This is a genomic window from Bacillus sp. 22190 (assembly GCF_052045575.1).
GTDB classification, from domain to species: Bacteria; Bacillota; Bacilli; order Bacillales; family Bacillaceae; genus Bacillus; species Bacillus altitudinis.
This window is the reverse complement of the sequence record NZ_JBQEPF010000004.1, coordinates 49424-67700: the sequence shown is the minus strand read 5'-3', so window position 1 is coordinate 67700 and position 18277 is coordinate 49424. Positions and strand designations below refer to the sequence as shown.

The following is an 18277-nucleotide window of genomic DNA, read 5'->3' as shown; positions in this document are numbered from 1 at the left end:
TGAGCGTACCTAAAAAAACATGATGTTCAGCCAGTTGTTTAGACGACTTCCATCTCTTTCATGGACTGCCCGCCGAACGCTTCAAAATGGATATTCTTTTCCGGGATGTCCATCGCTTTTAGAATAAGGATCATCTCTTGAGTAAATGCTGGAGAACCGCAAACATAAAATTGGCCTTTTCCTTCACCAATGACTGATTGAAGGAAAGGTCGGTCAATCCGCGTAGCCACCTTCTCAACCAGCTCACTCTTTCCACTCTTTTCAAATTGTTCGTTACAAAGGATAATACGCCCCTCTGGAGATGAAGTGAGAACGTGTTCAAACTCTTGTTCGAAAGCGGTTACATCCTCTAGTCTGTCTGCATGAATCATCGTGAATGGCTGATTGTTATGCGACGCTGTTTTCACTAAACCAATCATTGGTGTGACACCAGAACCGGCACTAATCAAATAAACGGGTTCTTTTGTGTCATCTTGCAAGCAGAACATTCCCTGCGGCATACTGACGTGAAGAATATCGCCTTCTCTCATTTCATCATGCAGGAATGTGGAGACATGCCCATCTCGTTTCACGGTGATGCGATAGTAAGATGGGTGATATTGATCTGATAAACTGTATTGTCTGCTGCATACATAGGCTTCACCCGGCATATCTACCTGCACCGTAATGTATTGACCAGCTTCATACATTGGTAGCTCAGATTCATCCTCTGGTACGAAATAAAAGGAAATGAGTGATGGAGATTCTTGTTTCTTTTTCTTCAGAATAAACGGTTTGACATCTGCCCATCCACCCGTTTGTTTCACATTTTCAGCCATCATTTCTGCCTCAATGGTGATGAATATATTCGCAATGATGTCATATGCAGCCTTCCAAGCCAACAATGTGTCATCTTCCTCTGATAACCCAAATACCTCTTTCATTGCTTCAAGAAGGTGATATCCGACGATTGGGTACTGCTCTTTTTTCACCATGACACTGACATGCTTATGGGCAATTTGTTTCACAGCAGGTAACAAGTCTGCCAAGCGATCAATGTGCAGTGCAGCTTGATAGAGTGTTGCGGCAAGCGCCTCTGGCTGGCTTCCATTCATGAGATTTGTTTTATTAAACTGATTGAGTAGCTCTGGGTGCTGTCTAATCATATTTTGATAAAAAACAGTCACAAGTTTTGTTCCCTCAGCTTTTAGAAGAGGGGCTGATTGTTTTATGGCATTCATTTGATCTGTGGATAACATCGTTATTCCTTCTTTCAAAAGATGTATTTTAAATACATCTTTATCGTAATGGATGACAGCTTATAAAAGCAATATTTAAAATGCATGTTTTAAATGTTGTCACATTTAGTACTTTCTCGAACAGTTTTTGTCTAAAATGTGTTACGATGATACAAAACTCTATTAGGTTTAGAGGTCGTCCAAATGAAACTTACGAATTATACAGATTTCTCATTAAGGGTACTCATTTATTTAGCTTCGAGAGAAAACAATGAACTGTCAAATATTCAGCAGATTGCCGATATTTATGGCATTTCGAAAAATCACCTGACAAAGGTCATTTACCATCTTGGAAAACGTGGTTATGTAGAAACGATCCGCGGAAGAAATGGTGGGATTAGGCTGGGGAAAAGCCCAGAAAGCATTAATATTGGTGAGGTTGTCCGCTATACAGAGGATGATTTAGTCATGGTTGAATGCTTTGATCCGAAGAAAAACAGCTGTATTATCTCCCCGATTTGTTCATTAAAGCACGTACTTCATGAAGCTCTCACTGCTTATTTACGCGTTCTTGACCAATACACATTAAGTGATTTAACACAAAACAAAGATGCTCTAAGAGAGCTTCTGCTCTAAGGCGAAAGAATTTATTTCTTTCGTCTTTTTCTTTACCTCCTTGTAATAATAATTTATTTAAAATTATTATAAATAAATATTGACTATCATGTTTGATTCAATATAATTAGGGTATATAGATTGCTAGAAACCATTTTTTGTTTACAGGAGGAGAAAAAGAATGACAAATTCTAATCATAAAAATTTGACAACGAATCAAGGCGTGCCAGTTGGCGATAATCAAAACTCAAGAACTGCTGGTCACAGGGGGCCTTCATTTCTTGATGATTACCATTTGATTGAAAAACTTGCACACTTTGACCGTGAACGTATTCCAGAGCGTGTCGTTCATGCAAGAGGCGCCGGCGCTTATGGTGTATTTGAAGTAGAAAATAGCATGGAGAAACATACAAGAGCAGCCTTCTTAAGTGAAAAAGGAAAACAAACAGACGTTTTTGTCCGTTTCTCAACGGTTATTCATCCTAAAGGTTCGCCTGAAACATTACGTGACCCTCGCGGCTTCGCAGTCAAATTTTATACAGAAGAAGGCAACTATGACCTAGTTGGGAACAACTTGCCGATCTTCTTTATTCGTGATGCACTCAAGTTCCCTGATATGGTTCACTCTCTCAAGCCAGATCCTGTAACAAACATTCAAGATCCTGACCGTTATTGGGATTTTATGACGTTAACACCTGAATCCACTCACATGCTCACATGGCTCTTCTCTGACGAAGGTATTCCTGCGAACTACGCTGAAATGCGCGGTTCTGGTGTTCATACGTTTAGATGGGTAAACAAATACGGAGAAACAAAATATGTGAAATACCACTGGAGACCATCAGAAGGCATTCGCAATTTATCGATGGAAGAAGCTGCAGAAATTCAAGCAAACGACTTCCAACATGCGACAAGAGACTTGTATGATCGTATTGAAAAAGGAAATTATCCAGCATGGGATCTTTACGTTCAGCTTATGCCGCTCAGTGATTATGATGAACTAGATTATGATCCATGTGATCCGACAAAGACGTGGAGCGAGGAAGATTATCCGCTGCAAAAAGTGGGCCGCATGACACTGAACCGCAATCCAGAAAATTTCTTTGCTGAAACAGAACAATCTGCTTTCACGCCAAGTGCCCTAGTACCAGGAATTGAAGCATCTGAAGACAAACTGCTTCAAGGTCGTCTGTTCTCTTATCCTGACACGCAGCGTCACCGCCTAGGTGCAAACTACATGCGCATCCCAGTGAACTGTCCTTATGCGCCTGTTCACAATAACCAACAGGATGGCTTTATGACAACAACTCGTCCAAGCGGTCATATTAACTATGAACCAAACCGTTATGACGATCAGCCAAAAGAAAACCCTCACTACAAAGAAAGTGAACCGGTTCTTCACGGTGACCGTATGGTGAGACAAAAAATCGAAAAACCAAACGATTTCAAACAAGCTGGAGAAAAATATCGAAGCTACTCTGAAGAAGAGAAACAAGCATTGATCAAAAACTTGACAGCTGACTTGAAAGACGTAAATGAAAAAACGAAATTACTTGCGATCTGCAACTTCTATCGTGCAGATGAAGATTATGGACAGCGTTTAGCGGATTCACTCGGTGTGGATATTCGCTCATATCTTCAAGGAAGCATGAAATAAATCTTCTTTTCAGCTGGAGCACCTCTTTTTAAAAGAGGTGCTTTTTTATAACCGAAACACGTTAATACTAATCAAATGACCCGTCACCGGATGAAAATAAATTTCTGCATGTGCTGCAAATCGTGTGGAGCCTTCCTTCACGGTCACGCGAAACACATCTTTTGTTTGATCTTCATTCACTTGTGTACGTCCAATGTAATGATAATCGTTTAAAGCGGCGCCTTCATATTCATCTTGCAACGCAGTATACGCAAGTCTTTCCCAATTCTCTGCCGGCTGCACAGCTGCTTGTGAAGATGGATGAACCATGAGACTGCCGAATAAAACAATTCCTACTGCAAAAAGCATCCATAATTTCGGGTGCATAATATCAATATTCTCACTTTCATGTCTATTTTGTTTAGGTTTTGCTGGTTGGTTCTTTTTCATACATCAAGCATTTATTCAGCCTATAATTCCCGGTACCCTGTTTATGCAGACACCAACTTTTCCCCTGAAAAAGTCGACCTGATCCGAGCAAACTAATGAGGACTTCTCAAGGGAAAGGAGAAGGTTTAATGAATGTGGCAGATTATGATAAGGCACTTTATTATACGCATCGCTCGCAATGGGATAATTTACTTATTCTTATGGTCCGTACGCAAGATGATTTGCTCTCGAAACGTATTGAGCATTTCTTACATGCGTATCAATTTAACCGGAACGATGCAGATGTTGAAAAATGTTTATATGGACTCCTGCAGTATATCGACCATGCTTCAGAGGCTGCCGTTGCTGAAGCATATGCTGAACCGATGTACACATAAAGAAAAAGGATGATTTTCGATTGTTGACAAAGGGCTAAAATGAACTTTATTTTAGCTCTTTGTTTTCTTTTCAGCCTTTTACTAACCGCCTTTCATAAAGAAGAAAAGACTTCATGAGAAATACTCATGAAGTCTTTTGGAATGTCCACCATTCATATAGACTGTATATGCTCTTCTTTTACAACAGCTCTTTCGGCTGATTTTTTTGATAATCTACTGCATAGAGAGCGGCCTGAGTTCGATCTGCCAGCTCTAACTTTGATAACACATGAGACACGTGAGTTTTCACAGTCTTTTCAGAAATAAAAAGCGATGAGGCGATTTCTTTGTTACTTTTCCCTTTTGCGATTTCAAATAAGACATCACGTTCTCTATTGGTCAGTTCGTTCATCAATGCCCATTTCTGCTCTTTAGGTTCAGTTAGATGCTGGACAAGAAAAGCTGTAATATGACCATCTAGCTGGTACGTACCATTTTGCACCTCAATCATTGTCGTGAGAAGCTTTTCAGGTGCTACATCTTTGAGCTGATAAGCCTTTGCTCCCGCTTGGATAGCAGGGATCACATAGTCCTTATCTGCATAGCTTGTCAGAATGACAATGCGGACATCCGGCATATCCAGCGTCATTTGCTTTGTCGCCTCAATCCCATTCATTACAGGCATAGAGAGATCCATCAAGACAATGTCAGGCTTTGTCTGCCTCACTACCTGTAGTGCCTCTTCTCCATTGGATGCTTCACCAACGATGTCCACATCTGGCTGGGTTTGCAAGAAAAAGACCAGCCCTTTTCGGACAATGTGATGATCATCTGCAATGACTACCCTCATGACAATCCCTTCCTTTCTTGAGAAAATGGTACTTTCACATGAATCGTGGTTCCTTTCCCTAGCTCAGAATTGATGCAAAATGTACCGCCTGCTCTTCGGATACGATCAGCCATCCCTTTCAGCCCAAATGAAGGAAGACTCATTTGTTCATCATACTGAAATCCCTTTCCCTGATCGATGATTTTCATACCAAACGTATCTCCTGATTGCTCCAGTTTGACCTCTACTTTCTCAACGCCCGCATGCTTTTGGCAATTATTTAGAGCTTCTTGGCATACGCGAAATAAGGTTTCGTGCTTTGAATGATCTATTTCCATACAGCCTGATAAAGACAATGAACAATTTAGACCTAAAAGCTGTGCATACTCTTCAATCGCTGTCGTAAATCCTTTTTCAAGTCCTTTTGGTCTTAACTGCCATATGAGTGAACGCATTTCAATGAGGGCATCTTGTGATAAATGCTGAATAAAATCAATCATTTCCCCTAAATGTTGATCACTGGTCATTTGACGCGCTGCCTTTGCAGTCAAACTCACGGAAAACAGCATTTGATTCACAGAATCATGTAAATCCTGCGCAAGCCGGTTTCGTTCTTCTAGCAGTGCATGCTGCTGCTCATTTTGCACAAGCTTCATACGCTGAATAGCCGTACCTATTTGCAGTGCAATACTTTCAAGCAGATTCAGCTCCTCCTGTGTAAATGTGACCTTCCCTTTTGCCGCCACATTTAATAAGCCAAACGTACGCTTACATGCTTGGAGCGGAACGGTTGCATGATGGGTAATTCCTTCTGTATCTCCAAGCTTTTGCTCAATCGCCGTTTCAATCCGTTTACAATTGATAATATTGGTAGCTGATTGCAGTGAGCCTTTCGTGTAGCGGTTGATGCAATAGCAATCGTTTTGACACATCAATTGCTTTCGATCCTTTGCCAGCGCTTCAGGTAAGCATACTTCTGCCATTAGTTCATACGATCCGTCTTCTTCTATAAAATAAATCCATGCTGTTTGAAAGCCTGTCACTTCCATAAGCATATGAAGCACTTCATGAAGCGTTTCCTTCATTTCCATCCCTTCATTTAGCTTTTCAGCAATTTCTTTTAACGTTTTTAATGTTTTGACTTTTTCTTGGTAATCTCCCATCGTGTGTACCCCCGGCTTTTACTGCCTCTCTTATCAATATGTTGATTATACCATGAGCATCTGTACGGCTCTTTCTCAAAAAGGATGATTTTTTCTCATCCTTTTGACTGAGAAAAAGCCATCATGCATGACATGATGGCTTTGTGATGTTTTATTTAGCTGTTTCTTCCACAATGTCATAGACGACTTTCATGACTTCTTCTGATAAGTGTTTCAGCTTTTCTTCGCTGTCTGTTAACGATGTGCCTTTGACTGCAATATAAAATTTGACTTTAGGCTCCGTACCAGAAGGTCGTAAACAAAACCATGAGCCATCTTCAAGGAAATATTTCAGAACGTTTGATGCCGGCAGATGAATCGTTTCTTCTTTCTTTTCAGCCACAAGGTGCCTTTGACTTGATTGATAATCCTCAATGACCGTAATGCGCTGACCGGCGATAGAAGCTGGTGGGTTTGATCTAAAGGTATGAAGAATAGCAGAAATCTGCTCCGCTCCTACTTTCCCCTTTAAGGTTAATGACTTTAACCCTTCTCTGTAAAATCCAAATTCCTTAAAAATATCAACAAGCGCATCATATAATGACTTCCCTTGTTTCTTATAAAAGGCTGCGACTTCAACTGCTAATAGCGCAGCTTGAACTGCATCTTTATCTCGTGCAAAATCACCGATCAAATAGCCATAGCTTTCTTCATAGCCGAATTGAAACGTGTATTCTCCGCTTTCCTCAAACTGCTTGATTTTTTCTCCAATAAATTTAAAGCCAGTGAGCGTATCAATCGTGTCAGCTCCAAATGCTGAGGCAACAGCACGCCCAAGCTCACTTGTCACAATCGTTTTCATCACAACGGGGCGAGGCGGCAGTTGACCTAGTTTTTGTTTTTCAGAAAATAAATAATGAAGTAGTAAGGCGCCTGTTTGGTTGCCGGTCAAAACGGTAAATTCACCATCATGATTTTTCACAGCGATACCTAATCGATCTGCATCTGGATCTGTCGCAATCAACATATCAGCATTTTGCTTTTCGCCAAGCTTGATGGCGTATTCAAAAGCGGCATGCTCCTCTGGATTTGGAGACGTGACCGTCGAGAATTGCGGATCTGGTTTTTCCTGTTCAGGCACAACCGTCACATGCTTATAACCAAATGCCTGAAGTCCATTTCGGACAGGTTTATTCGCCGTCCCGTGAAGCGGGGTAAACACCACTTTGACATCGACTTCTTTTGCAAGCTCAGGATGCACACGAATCGTTTTTAATTTTTCCATATACGCTTGATCGATTTCTTCACCAATCATGCGGATCAAACCATTTTGCTTCAATACTTCTTCTGATTCCACTGAAATGGCTAATTCATTTTCGATGGCATCTACTTCTTTAATGACTTGATCTGCTTCAAATGGGGGCATTTGGCCTCCATCTTCTCCATAAACTTTATAGCCATTATATTCTGGCGGATTGTGACTTGCTGTCACAACAATCCCTGCAAAGGCATTCAGTTCTCGAACTGCAAAAGAGAGTTCTGGTGTCGGACGCAGTTCGTCAAATACGTATGTTTGAATGCCATGTGAAGCAAGTGTTTTGGCCGCTTCCATCGCAAATTCAGGAGATTTATGGCGTGAATCATAGGCAATGGCGACGCCTCTTTTTTTTGCATCCTCTCCATGTGCTGCAATATACGCAGCAAGACCAGCAGATGCTTTTCGAACAGTGTAAACATTCATTCGGTTCGTTCCAGCACCAATTTCTCCGCGCATTCCTCCAGTACCAAACTCAAGGTTTTTGTAGAAGCAGTCTTCAAGCGCTTGATGATCATCTTGATGTGCCTCCAGCCATTCCCTTAGTTCAGTATCCAGGTGCTTCTCATTGATCCAACGCTCATAATTCGTAATCCAACTCATGTTCGTCCTCCCAGTTCTTATCATCAATAAAATAATATCTACTGTTATTTTATATGGAATTATCCTTTATGTCATGTTATATCATGAACATATGAAAAAACGATGTACAAAATAAAAAAAGCCGATACACGATCGGCTTTTTACTTATTCAGCATCAAGCGGTACGACTGCTTCATGGAATAGTCGGTCTAATTCAGTTTGATGTTTCTGTTTTGTCGCTTCATCCCAGCCAAAACGATCTGCCATATAGTCAACAACAGGCTGTGCATACGTTTTTGCCCAATTGATATTAAATAATAGGCTGCCTGTTCTTCTCAAGAAGAAATCGACAGGTGTAACAGCCAATTCTTCTTCGATCGCATAGACAAGTTCAGCCAACACATAAGCGGGAATGTTTCGTTTGTCTGCTTCCCCTTGAAGCAGCTCCACACGCTTGAAGACATTGCTGACGTTTGAGCCATATTTCTCAGCTAATTTTTGTGCAATCGGTTCTGTCAAACCAACGGATGCTCCTTCTGCCGTTTTCGCTTGAACAAAGGATGCCATATTTTTTGAACCGCCTACATGCCCGCCTGAAATTGGCATATGTTTCGTTTTACATGGTCCAAAATCTTTTCCAGTTTCCTCTTTAAGTCCATCACGTACAAGATTCACAATGTGTTCAGCCATTTTACGGTAACCTGTTAATTTACCGCCAGCAATCGTGATTAAGCCTGAAGATGATGTCCATACCTCATCCTTACGAGAAATTTCTGAAGGATCTTTGCCTTCTTCATGAATGAGTGGACGAAGACCAGCCCAGTTAGATTCAACGTCTTTCTCTGTAATATGAAGATCTGGGAACATATATTGAATGGCTTTGATCACGTAATCACGATCTGCTTTTGTCATACGTGGATGTTCCAGCTGTTTTTTGTAAACTGTATCTGTTGTTCCCACGTACGTTTTTCCTTCTCTTGGAATCGCAAAGACCATTCGTTTATCAGGTGTGTCAAAGTAGATTGCTTGTTTTAATGGGAAAACAGATTGGTCGAATACTAAGTGAATTCCTTTTGTATGTTGTAAATGTTTCCCCTCTTTTGAGTGATCCTTGTCTCTTAGCTGATCGACCCAAGGACCTGTCGCATTGACGATTTTTTTCGCATATACATCGTATGTTTTCTGTGTTGTGACATCTTCAATGACAACACCGACAACTCTGCCTTTATCATAAATAAATTCTTTTACTTTCGCATAGTTGACCGCTTCTGCCCCAAATTTCACAGCCTCTTTCATGACTTCAATTGTCAGGCGTGCATCATCTGTACGGTATTCAACATAGTAGCCCCCGCCTTTTAAGCCATCCTTTTTCACAAGTGGTTCTTTTGCAAGTGTCTCTTTTGCACTTAGCATACTTCTGCGTTCACTATGCTTAACGCCAGCTAAAAAGTCATATACTCTAAGTCCGATTGAAGTTGAAAACTTACCGAATGTCCCGCCTTTATGCATCGGAAGAAGCATCCATTCTGGCGTTGTCACATGAGGACCGTTTTCGTATACGATGGCACGCTCTTTACCGACCTCTGCGACCATTTTCACTTCAAATTGTTTTAAATAACGAAGTCCGCCGTGTACAAGTTTCGTTGAGCGGCTAGACGTACCTGCTGCGAAATCCTGCATTTCCGCAAGACCGACACGCATTCCGCGTGAAGCCGCATCAAGTGCCGTACCTGCGCCTGTAATACCCCCACCAATGATAAATACATCATATGGTTTTTTTGTCATGTCCTGAAGCATTTGTTCTCTTTCTAAGCTAGAAAAAGTCATCTCTTGTTCCTCCCATGTTGTACGGTAAAGAAAAAGAGACCGCAAACACCCAAAGCGTATTTCTACACTTCGGTGCTTGCGGTCTCTCCAGTTCTCCAACCGTTCTATTAACTTACTTGAAGTATACCATACTTTTTGTTTATTTGAAAGCTTGAGCTGCTTTTACAGCCTTTTTCCACCCGCTGTATAACGAGTCACGGCTGTCTTCTTCCATTTTAGGTTCAAAGCGCTTGTCAAGGTTCCATTGTTTTGCAATGTCTGAACGGTCGTTCCAGAAGCCAACTGCTATTCCCGCAAGATAGGCCGCACCGAGTGCCGTCGTTTCATTAATTTCTGGACGTTCTACTGGCACATCCAGCAAATCACTTTGGAAGCCCATTAAGAAATCATTCTTTACAGCCCCGCCATCGACACGCAATGTTTTAAGTGAGATGTTTGAATCTTTTTCCATCGCATCTAAAACATCTTTTGTTTGATAAGCAAGTGATTCTAACGTTGCACGAACAAAGTGCTCTTTAGAAGTACCGCGTGTTAAACCGAATACAGCGCCTCGGACATCACTATCCCAATATGGTGTGCCTAAACCAACAAATGCTGGTACGACATATACGCCGTCTGTTGACTCAACGCGCTCAGCATAAGCTTCACTGTCTTTTGAGTCTTTAAACATTCTAAGTCCATCACGCAGCCACTGGATCGCTGAGCCAGCAACGAAAATACTTCCTTCTAAAGCATATTCAACTTTGCCGTCAATGCCCCATGCAATCGTCGTTAACAATCCATGATCCGACTTAATTGCTTTTTCCCCTGTATTCATCAACATGAAACATCCTGTACCATATGTGTTCTTCGCCATTCCTTCTTCAAAGCAAGCCTGACCGAATAGCGCAGACTGCTGATCTCCTGCCGCTCCTGCAATCGGAATATTTTTACCGAAGAAGTGATAGTCTGTTGTTTCACCATAAATGTGTGATGATGGTTTGACGTCTGGCAGCATGGAAGCTGGAACACCTAAAATATCAAGTAGTTCTTCATCCCATTTCAGATCGTAAATATTGAACATTAACGTTCTTGATGCATTTGAATAATCTGTCACGTGTGATTGACCGCCAGTCATTTTCCAAATGAGCCATGTATCGATTGTGCCAAACAGCAAGTCACCATTTTCTGCTTTCTCACGAGCACCTTCGACATTGTCTAAAATCCATTTCACTTTAGTACCTGAGAAATAAGCATCAATGAGTAGACCCGTTTTATTTCTAAACGTTTCATCGTGCCCTTGCGCTTTTAGCTCATCACATATACCCGATGTTTGTCTAGACTGCCAAACAATTGCATTGTAAACGGGTGCGCCTGTATGTTTATCCCAAACGACAGCTGTCTCACGCTGGTTCGTAATTCCGATACCGGCGATTTGATCTGCTTCAATTCCTGATTCGATTAAAGCAGTTGAAATAACTGATAGAACAGAGCTCCAAATTTCATTTGCATTGTGTTCTACCCAGCCTGGGTTCGGAAAATATTGATTGAATTCCTTCTGAGCTGTATGTGCAATTTTACCTTCTTGATCAAATAAGATCGCTCTTGAGCTTGTTGTCCCTTGATCTAATGCGAGAATATATTTTTCTTTTGCCATGGTGTTTTCCTCCCCTTACATACTTTCATTGACAGCATTTGTCTGGTTTTTCGTAGAAACATAGAGTCCTAACAATACCACAACTAAAATAACGCTTACAATCCAAAAGGCTGGTGTGACGTTCGCTTTAAAGGCTGCATTATAGAAAACACCGCCAAATGCACCGCCCAAAATTGGACCAACAACAGGAACCCAAGCATATTTCCAATTTGATGGACCTTTACCTGGAATCGGCAGAATGGCATGTGCGATTCTTGGACCTAAATCACGTGCAGGGTTAATTGCGTAACCAGTTGTACCACCTAATGAAAGACCAATTGCGACAATTAAGAAACCAACAATCAGCGGATTGACTCCGTCTGCAAATTTATTTGCACCAATCGCTAAAATTCCTACCACCAATACAAATGTACCGATGACTTCACTGAGCACGTTTGCAAAAGTATGCGGAATCGCAGGACCAGTTGAGAATACGCCTAGTTTTGCACCTGGATCGTCTGTCGCTTTCCAGTGTGGTAAGTAATGTAAGAAGACAATAATAGCTCCGAGTAATGCGCCAAGCATTTGACCGACAATATACATTGGAACATCAGCCCAAGGAAAACTTCCTTCTAATGCAAGACCTATTGTCAGCGCCGGGTTTAAATGTGCACCGCTGATTCCTCCAGTGGCATAAGCTGCAATCGCTACTGCAAATCCCCATCCGAAAGCGATTACAATCCAACCGGACTGATAAGCGAGCGATTTCTTTAAACTGACTGCCGCACACACACCGCCTCCGAAAATAATCAGAAGCATTGTACCAACGACTTCACCCCAAAATGGTGTCATGAAAAATTCCTCCTCTGGTTCAGTTGCCATCCCCTATAAATGTGTAGAAAAGATAAAGAAAAAAGACCCACAACAAACATACTTTACATCAGGGTCATTTGTCACCTAGTAAAGCGTCGTTGTGGATCTCCGTTTCTCCATCACATGATATTAACTTAGTGCTATAGTATCAGAGGATGAAAACGTTGTCAATCAATTTTCACATTTTATCTTTTTCATTTTTGGAACGCTTTCCAAAGCTCTGTATTCGATGTGGTGACAGCTGTCGCCCCTGCTGCAAGCGCCCTTTCTACATCTTCTTTTGTTCGGATAAACCCTCCTGCAAATATTGGTATTCCAGCTCTTTCGCGCACTTCTGTAATTAAATCTGGCACGACACCAGGCAATACTTCAATAAAATCTGGACGATGTTTTCCGACAAACTCCATGCTTTTTTCCATCGCACTTGTATCAAGTAAAAACATTCGCTGGATAGCATATACCTTTTTCTGCTTGGCTTTTACTATGACAGAAGACCTAGTAGAAATAATGCCTGCCGGTTTCATTTCCTGACAAATAAATTCCGTTCCGTACTCATCATGTTTGATTCCGTGAATGAGATCGACATGGACAAACATTTTTTTATGATGCGCATTCGCCTCATTCATGATGCCCTTAAGCCGCCCTAAGTGAACATCAAGTAAGACCCCATATGTAAATGGACTTTTTAAAAATTCCTCAAATTGCTTCATATTGCGAACAGCAGGTAGAATGGGTTGATCATGAAAACTCATATGCCGTCTCCTTCTCGTGTGTATTGGTTCTATCTTCTCCTTACAGTAATAGAATCGCATGTTTTTTTCAATACACCTAGTGTGCCCATTGACCATTCAGCCTAGCAGATCTATTAAGATCTGATCCTTTCTGGACATAGAAAAAAGCAGAGAAATCTCTCTGCTACAGCGTGTAGACAAACCCTCGCATTCTTTGTCAGTTCTGCGTGCTGGTGCTCGTCCTTCCTAGACTTCAAAGATTTTCTATCACGCTGAAAAGAAGACAAAGGGCTAAAATAAAGTTCATTTTAGCCCTTTGTCAACAATCTGAAGCAGAGAAATCTCTGCTATAATTGCGCCATGCTTTCTTTTAAAGTATGAATAATGAATGAGGCGTCTTCATCAGTGATATTTAGCGGTGGTGCGAGCTGTGCCACGTTATTATAGCCAGCCACTGTATCGCCATTTTTCCCAATGATCAATCCTCGTTTTTTACATTCTGCAATCAATTGACCGACTACACTTGGATCAGCTGGCTTTTTTGACGCCTGATCCTGCACAAGCTCAATTCCAAACAGCAGGCCTTTTCCTCTCACATCACCGACAAATGGATGCTCTTTTAACTCTTGCAAACGTTCGAGCATGTCTTGGCCAAGCGTGCGTGACCGCTCCACTAATTGCTCGTTTTCCATGATCTCTAAGTTAGCAAGCGCAACCGCACAGGAAGCAGGGTGACCGCCAAATGTATTCACATGCCGTAGCCTGTCATACGTATCTTCTCCTGCATACGCTTCATAAATGTCTCGTTTCACGCACGTTGCAGATAGCGGTAAATATCCACTTGTGATCCCTTTTGCCATGGTGATAATATCTGGTTTTACCTCTTCATGCATAAATCCAAACCGCTTTCCTGTCCGGCCAAAGCCGCATATCACTTCATCCACAATGAGGAGCGCCCCATGATCTTCACAGATTTCTTTCACCTTCTTCAAATATCCTTTTGGCGGCATTAAGATACCGCCTCCTGTAATCATCGGCTCCATGATGACGCCAGCAATGGTCTCACTTAATTCCCACGTCATCGCTTGATCGATTGCATCAGCACTTGCCAAGCTCTCTTGATCTTCAGGATGCCGGTACATATCAGGCGGTGCGACATGGATAAATCCCTGCCCTAACGGTTCATATTTGTACTTGCGCTGCGCTTGACCCGTTGCGGCTAGAGCTGCTGCTGTATTGCCATGATACGATCGATATCGGGAAATGAATTTTGTTCGTGTACTCTCTCCCTTTTGCGCATGATATTGTTTGGCTATTTTAAATGCCGCTTCGTTCGCTTCAGAACCACTGTTAGAAAAGAAAATCACATAGTCCCCGCCTAGCCATTCATTGAGCTTCTCAGCCAGCTGAATCGCTGGCACATGGCTTTGTGTCAGTGGGTAGTAAGGCATCGTATTTAATTGCCTATACGCCGCTTCTGCAAGCTCTTTACGTCCATATCCGGCATTTACACACCACAACCCTGACATCCCGTCTAAATAGCGATTTCCATGAATATCTGTCACCCATGCGCCTTCTGCCTCATGAATCACCATACTTTCATTTTCTTTGTTTGTCCCTTTCATATGATGCCAAATAAACTGATCATCTTTCGCCTGAAGATCTTGTGCGTTATGTGTTTTCATCTTCCCACGCCCCCATGTATCCGTTTTCATCATCAAAGAAGCTTAAACCGGTCCTGCATATGACCTCTCCATTCATTATATGGATAAAAAGTGAGGCATATGAAACTGAAACAAGACCGCCCATGTCGTTACTCTCATTATAAAAAAGGGGCCAGACACATTACATTAGACAGATCGTCAACTGATTGAAAAGAACCATGAGACACTCTACTTGATCCCTTGGCAAATCTAACATATACCGTTAATGGCGATTCCCCTGTAAAAATTCATAAGCAAGGATCGCAAATTCAAGCGCTTGACGTTTCGGCGCTTGCATCATATCCTCACCAAGTAAAACATGAAGCTTATCCAATCTGTGATAAAGCGTCTGCCTCACAATATAGAGCTGGCTTGCGGTTTCTTTTTTAGAACCGTTTGTCTGTAAAAAGATATTCAGCGTCTGATAGAGCCTGCCGCTATTTTGTTTATCATATAAAATCACCGGCTCTAAATACTCTTTCACCATGCATTCTAATAACCCGCTTTCTTTCATGACAGGCATCAACCGAAGCATATGTAAATCTTGATAAAATGGGCTTTCTACCCGCTGCGGCATCACTTTCTTTAAATGCAGCACTTCTTTCGCTGCTTGAAAACTTTTTCTCATGTGCTGAAATTGCTCACAATATGAACCGATTCCATAATTGATGACTGCCTCGCCGGGCTGCTCACGGTCATATAATTGCGTGATGTCGTTTGCCGCTTTTTCTGCACGCTCTTTCCAGTCCTCAACTTTTCTTGTATTCAATAAGATAAATAAGGTTTGTCCTTGATGCTCGTACACAATCAAATGGAAACCAGCACGCTGAAAAATAGAGCGGCAAGAGACAAGAAAATAAAGATTCCCTGCGATTTCTTCTATTTGGTGGTTTTTTTGAAAGAGCATCACCACACAGCCGGTCGGTTTTTTCAGCCCTTCTGTCTCCTCAAGGTGTTCTATGATCTCTCTTTCTGTATGATCTTCATGAAACCATTTTTGCAGCCATTCATTCTCTTTTGTCTTCTTCAGCTCTTCTGTATACAGCTCTCTTAATGTTTGCTGGGCAAGGGCATTCGCTCCTTTATCCATCACAAGCAGTTCAAATTCCGAGAGCGTGTTCGATTGATGAATGAGGACGAGGTCTGCAAAGGTTTGTTTGAGTGCAAGGACTTGTTTTTGCGTCACTTCATATCCTTTTGGTAATGAAGCATATTGCAAATAATTCATCACAAGCTCTTCTGTTTGTTTGGAAGAATCACATAAAATAATCGGCTCACCTTGAACAGGGATCAGCAGTAGTATCCCTCTCACGTGCTGATACACTTGATCCAAAATATCCATCTGCGGATGAGGAGTTAGTAAAAGCTCATTCAGCTTTGACGACAAGGCTTCTAAATCTGCCATCATCTGATACTGACGTTCAATCATCATCGTATGGAGATGCTGTGTAATATTGACGAACTTCACTTCTTTTGTAAACAGAATTAGCGGAAAATCACGTTCTTCTGCATAAATAATCAGTTCTTCCGGTACATCAAACCGGAGCGGTACAAACTCAATACATAATCCAGCCGCACCTGAGTCAATCAACTGCCTTAAAAACGCCTGAAAGACTTCCAATTGATCATGGAAGCCTGCGGCCGTCGTTAAAATCAGCTCGCCTCCGTTTAACAAATCCTCTACAGCAGGCACTTCAAGTACATGTACCCATTTTACCTGCCGAAACAATCCCTTTTCCCCAGCTAACACTTTCGCATGCGTAAAATGCTTCGTTTTTAACACATCACTTACTTGAAAATGAACATCTACATTCATTCATAAGTCCCCCTTTGTTTGCCGTCCCCTATCCCAGAGGGTGCATGGATAAAATCCATAATAAAACAGGTAAAGTCACAATACTTAAAATCGTACTGAGAAACGTCGTGCTTGAGACAAACTCAGGCTTCGTTCGAAATTGCACAGCCATCAGCGTGGTATTCGCCGCAGTCGGCATCGCTGCAACTAAAATCATAATTTGTTTCACCAAATCATCTACCGGTAAAATAAGCGTAAAGCCGAATGCGATGAGTGGTGAGATAAACAGCTTCAGCAGCACCGCATAGGAAATATTACGATAATCCACTTGTTTAAAAGAAATCACTGCGAGCTGCATACCTAAAATTAGCATAATCGTTGGTATCGCTGCATCCCCGACCAGCTGAACACCTGTCATAAGCTCTTTAGGTAATGAAAGGTCAATGAGCTGAAATAATAGACCAAGAAGAGCCCCGTAAGCAACCGGCATACGCAGCACTTTTTTTAGAACGACCTTCAAGTCTCCCGCGTCCTCTCCACCTTTTGCTGCATAATACATGCCGATCGTACTCATGACGAGCTGCTGAAGGACCATTAGCACAATCGCAATATCTAAACCAGCTGCTCCAAAAACAAGAAGGACAACAGGCGTGCCGTAATTTCCATTATTCATAAATGCTGATGACAAAATCATGGCACAATACGTTTCATTCGAATACCCGTAAATTCGAGATAAAATGAAGACACATAAAACAAGTGAAAGACAAAGCCCTACGACAAATATTGATAAGTACACATAGTCCATCGATACTTTATTTTGATAAAAGGTTTCAAACGCAAGAAATGGTGACATTAAATATAAAGACATTGATGAGAGCGTATGTATATCAAAACCAATTGTCTTCTGCCCAATATACCCTATAAAGAATATGCCGAACACTGGCATTAAGACAAGTAAAAACTCCATGTAGCACCTACTTTTCTCTAGATGAATTCCTTCTTTTTTACCCTCTTATCATACCACTGATCATCAATTAAAAAGAAGCACCCTTATGAAAGGTCGCTTCTCTCCTCATCCATATAAAACACTTCCCATAAATGACCATCACGATCCTGAAAGCTCCAGCCATACATGAAATCATGGTCTTGTTTTTCTTTAAACGGTGAACCACCAGCTGCGATCGCACGCTCTACAAGCTCATCAACCTCTTCCCTCGTCTCGACCTGTAAAGAGATAATGACCTCTGCGCCATTTCTGGCATCTACCAATTCCTTCTCTGAAATGGATTGGAAATGCTTAAGTGATAACAGCATGACGGTGATCGTCTCATTCATCACAAAACAAGCAGCATGTTCATTCGTCAGTTCTTGTTGAAAGTCAAAACCCAGCTGTTCAAAGAAAGCCTTTGACTCATTTACATGCTTAACCGGCAAATTGATATACAAATGTTTAGATTGTCGCCCCATATCCCTCTCCCTTTGTAAAACATCATTTCCATTCAGTATATTCGTCTTTTCATTTGGCATCCCTTTGTCGCATGAAAAAATAAGCGGTAAGTCTCATTACCTTATTTTAACAAAAATGTATAAT

Annotated in this window: 16 protein-coding genes; 3 read left to right on the top strand and 13 right to left on the bottom strand. The window is 41.6% G+C overall.

Translation table 11 applies throughout. The features are described 5' to 3' along the window. Positions 1-38: 38 nt before the first annotated feature. The gene (locus tag ACTJKA_RS06865) at positions 39-1238 is read right to left on the bottom strand and encodes a globin domain-containing protein (protein WP_116306647.1); all 1200 of its coding nucleotides are present in this window, start codon (positions 1236-1238) and stop codon (positions 39-41) included. A 183-nt stretch (positions 1239-1421) separates the two neighbouring features. Between ACTJKA_RS06865 and ACTJKA_RS06860 the strand changes: the two genes are divergently transcribed. Both ACTJKA_RS06860 and ACTJKA_RS06855 read left to right on the top strand, forming a co-directional pair. Beyond that, positions 1422-1853: an Rrf2 family transcriptional regulator gene (locus tag ACTJKA_RS06860; RefSeq protein ID WP_007497090.1), complete on the top strand. Its 432-nt coding sequence runs from the start codon at positions 1422-1424 to the stop codon at positions 1851-1853. A gap of 160 nt (positions 1854-2013) precedes the next feature. Beyond that, positions 2014-3489, top strand: coding sequence for a catalase (locus tag ACTJKA_RS06855; RefSeq protein ID WP_045034838.1), 1476 nt, complete (start codon positions 2014-2016; stop codon positions 3487-3489). Positions 3490-3534: 45 nt separating this feature from the next. Here the strand turns inward: ACTJKA_RS06855 and ACTJKA_RS06850 are convergent, their stop codons facing one another. Next, a complete protein-coding gene (locus ACTJKA_RS06850; RefSeq protein ID WP_046527363.1) occupies positions 3535-3918 on the bottom strand; it encodes a YqzG/YhdC family protein in 384 nt (127 codons plus the stop codon). Positions 3919-4046: 128 nt separating this feature from the next. Between ACTJKA_RS06850 and ACTJKA_RS06845 the strand changes: the two genes are divergently transcribed. After that, positions 4047-4295 carry a YhdB family protein gene (locus tag ACTJKA_RS06845; protein ID WP_008349000.1) on the top strand — a complete coding sequence of 83 codons (249 nt, stop codon included), beginning with the start codon at positions 4047-4049 and terminating at the stop codon, positions 4293-4295. A 178-nt stretch (positions 4296-4473) separates the two neighbouring features. Here the strand turns inward: ACTJKA_RS06845 and ACTJKA_RS06840 are convergent, their stop codons facing one another. The 11 genes from ACTJKA_RS06840 to ACTJKA_RS06790 all read right to left on the bottom strand — a co-directional run bounded on the left by ACTJKA_RS06840 (position 4474) and on the right by ACTJKA_RS06790 (position 18153). After that, positions 4474-5124, bottom strand: a complete 651-nt coding sequence (locus ACTJKA_RS06840; RefSeq protein ID WP_007497084.1) for a response regulator — start codon at positions 5122-5124, stop codon at positions 4474-4476. After that, on the bottom strand, positions 5121-6266 hold the full coding sequence (locus tag ACTJKA_RS06835) for a GAF domain-containing sensor histidine kinase (protein ID WP_286108798.1): 1146 nt from the start codon (positions 6264-6266) through the stop codon (positions 5121-5123). Before ACTJKA_RS06835 ends, ACTJKA_RS06840 begins: the two co-directional genes overlap by 4 nt. A 151-nt stretch (positions 6267-6417) precedes the next feature. Further along, positions 6418-8163, bottom strand: coding sequence for a phospho-sugar mutase (locus ACTJKA_RS06830; RefSeq protein ID WP_286108797.1), 1746 nt, complete (start codon positions 8161-8163; stop codon positions 6418-6420). 144 nt (positions 8164-8307) lie between these two features. Beyond that, positions 8308-9969, bottom strand: coding sequence for a glycerol-3-phosphate dehydrogenase (gene glpD / locus ACTJKA_RS06825; protein WP_345912178.1), 1662 nt, complete (start codon positions 9967-9969; stop codon positions 8308-8310). A gap of 139 nt (positions 9970-10108) precedes the next feature. Next, positions 10109-11605: a glycerol kinase GlpK gene (gene glpK / locus ACTJKA_RS06820; RefSeq protein WP_007497075.1), complete on the bottom strand. Its 1497-nt coding sequence runs from the start codon at positions 11603-11605 to the stop codon at positions 10109-10111. A gap of 15 nt (positions 11606-11620) precedes the next feature. Continuing rightward, complete coding sequence (locus ACTJKA_RS06815; RefSeq protein WP_008349011.1) at positions 11621-12436, bottom strand: MIP/aquaporin family protein; 816 nt, start codon at positions 12434-12436, stop codon at positions 11621-11623. Between the two features lie 215 nt (positions 12437-12651). Then, on the bottom strand, positions 12652-13209 hold the full coding sequence (locus ACTJKA_RS06810; RefSeq protein WP_017360356.1) for a glycerol-3-phosphate responsive antiterminator: 558 nt from the start codon (positions 13207-13209) through the stop codon (positions 12652-12654). Between the two features lie 326 nt (positions 13210-13535). Beyond that, on the bottom strand, positions 13536-14873 hold the full coding sequence (locus ACTJKA_RS06805) for an aspartate aminotransferase family protein (RefSeq protein ID WP_099496410.1): 1338 nt from the start codon (positions 14871-14873) through the stop codon (positions 13536-13538). Between the two features lie 241 nt (positions 14874-15114). After that, complete coding sequence (locus ACTJKA_RS06800; RefSeq protein ID WP_081114738.1) at positions 15115-16707, bottom strand: PucR family transcriptional regulator; 1593 nt, start codon at positions 16705-16707, stop codon at positions 15115-15117. 28 nt (positions 16708-16735) lie between these two features. Further along, positions 16736-17653, bottom strand: a complete 918-nt coding sequence (locus ACTJKA_RS06795; RefSeq protein WP_138825449.1) for an AEC family transporter — start codon at positions 17651-17653, stop codon at positions 16736-16738. A gap of 83 nt (positions 17654-17736) precedes the next feature. Next, on the bottom strand, positions 17737-18153 hold the full coding sequence (locus tag ACTJKA_RS06790) for a VOC family protein (RefSeq protein WP_008349030.1): 417 nt from the start codon (positions 18151-18153) through the stop codon (positions 17737-17739). Positions 18154-18277 lie beyond the last annotated feature (124 nt).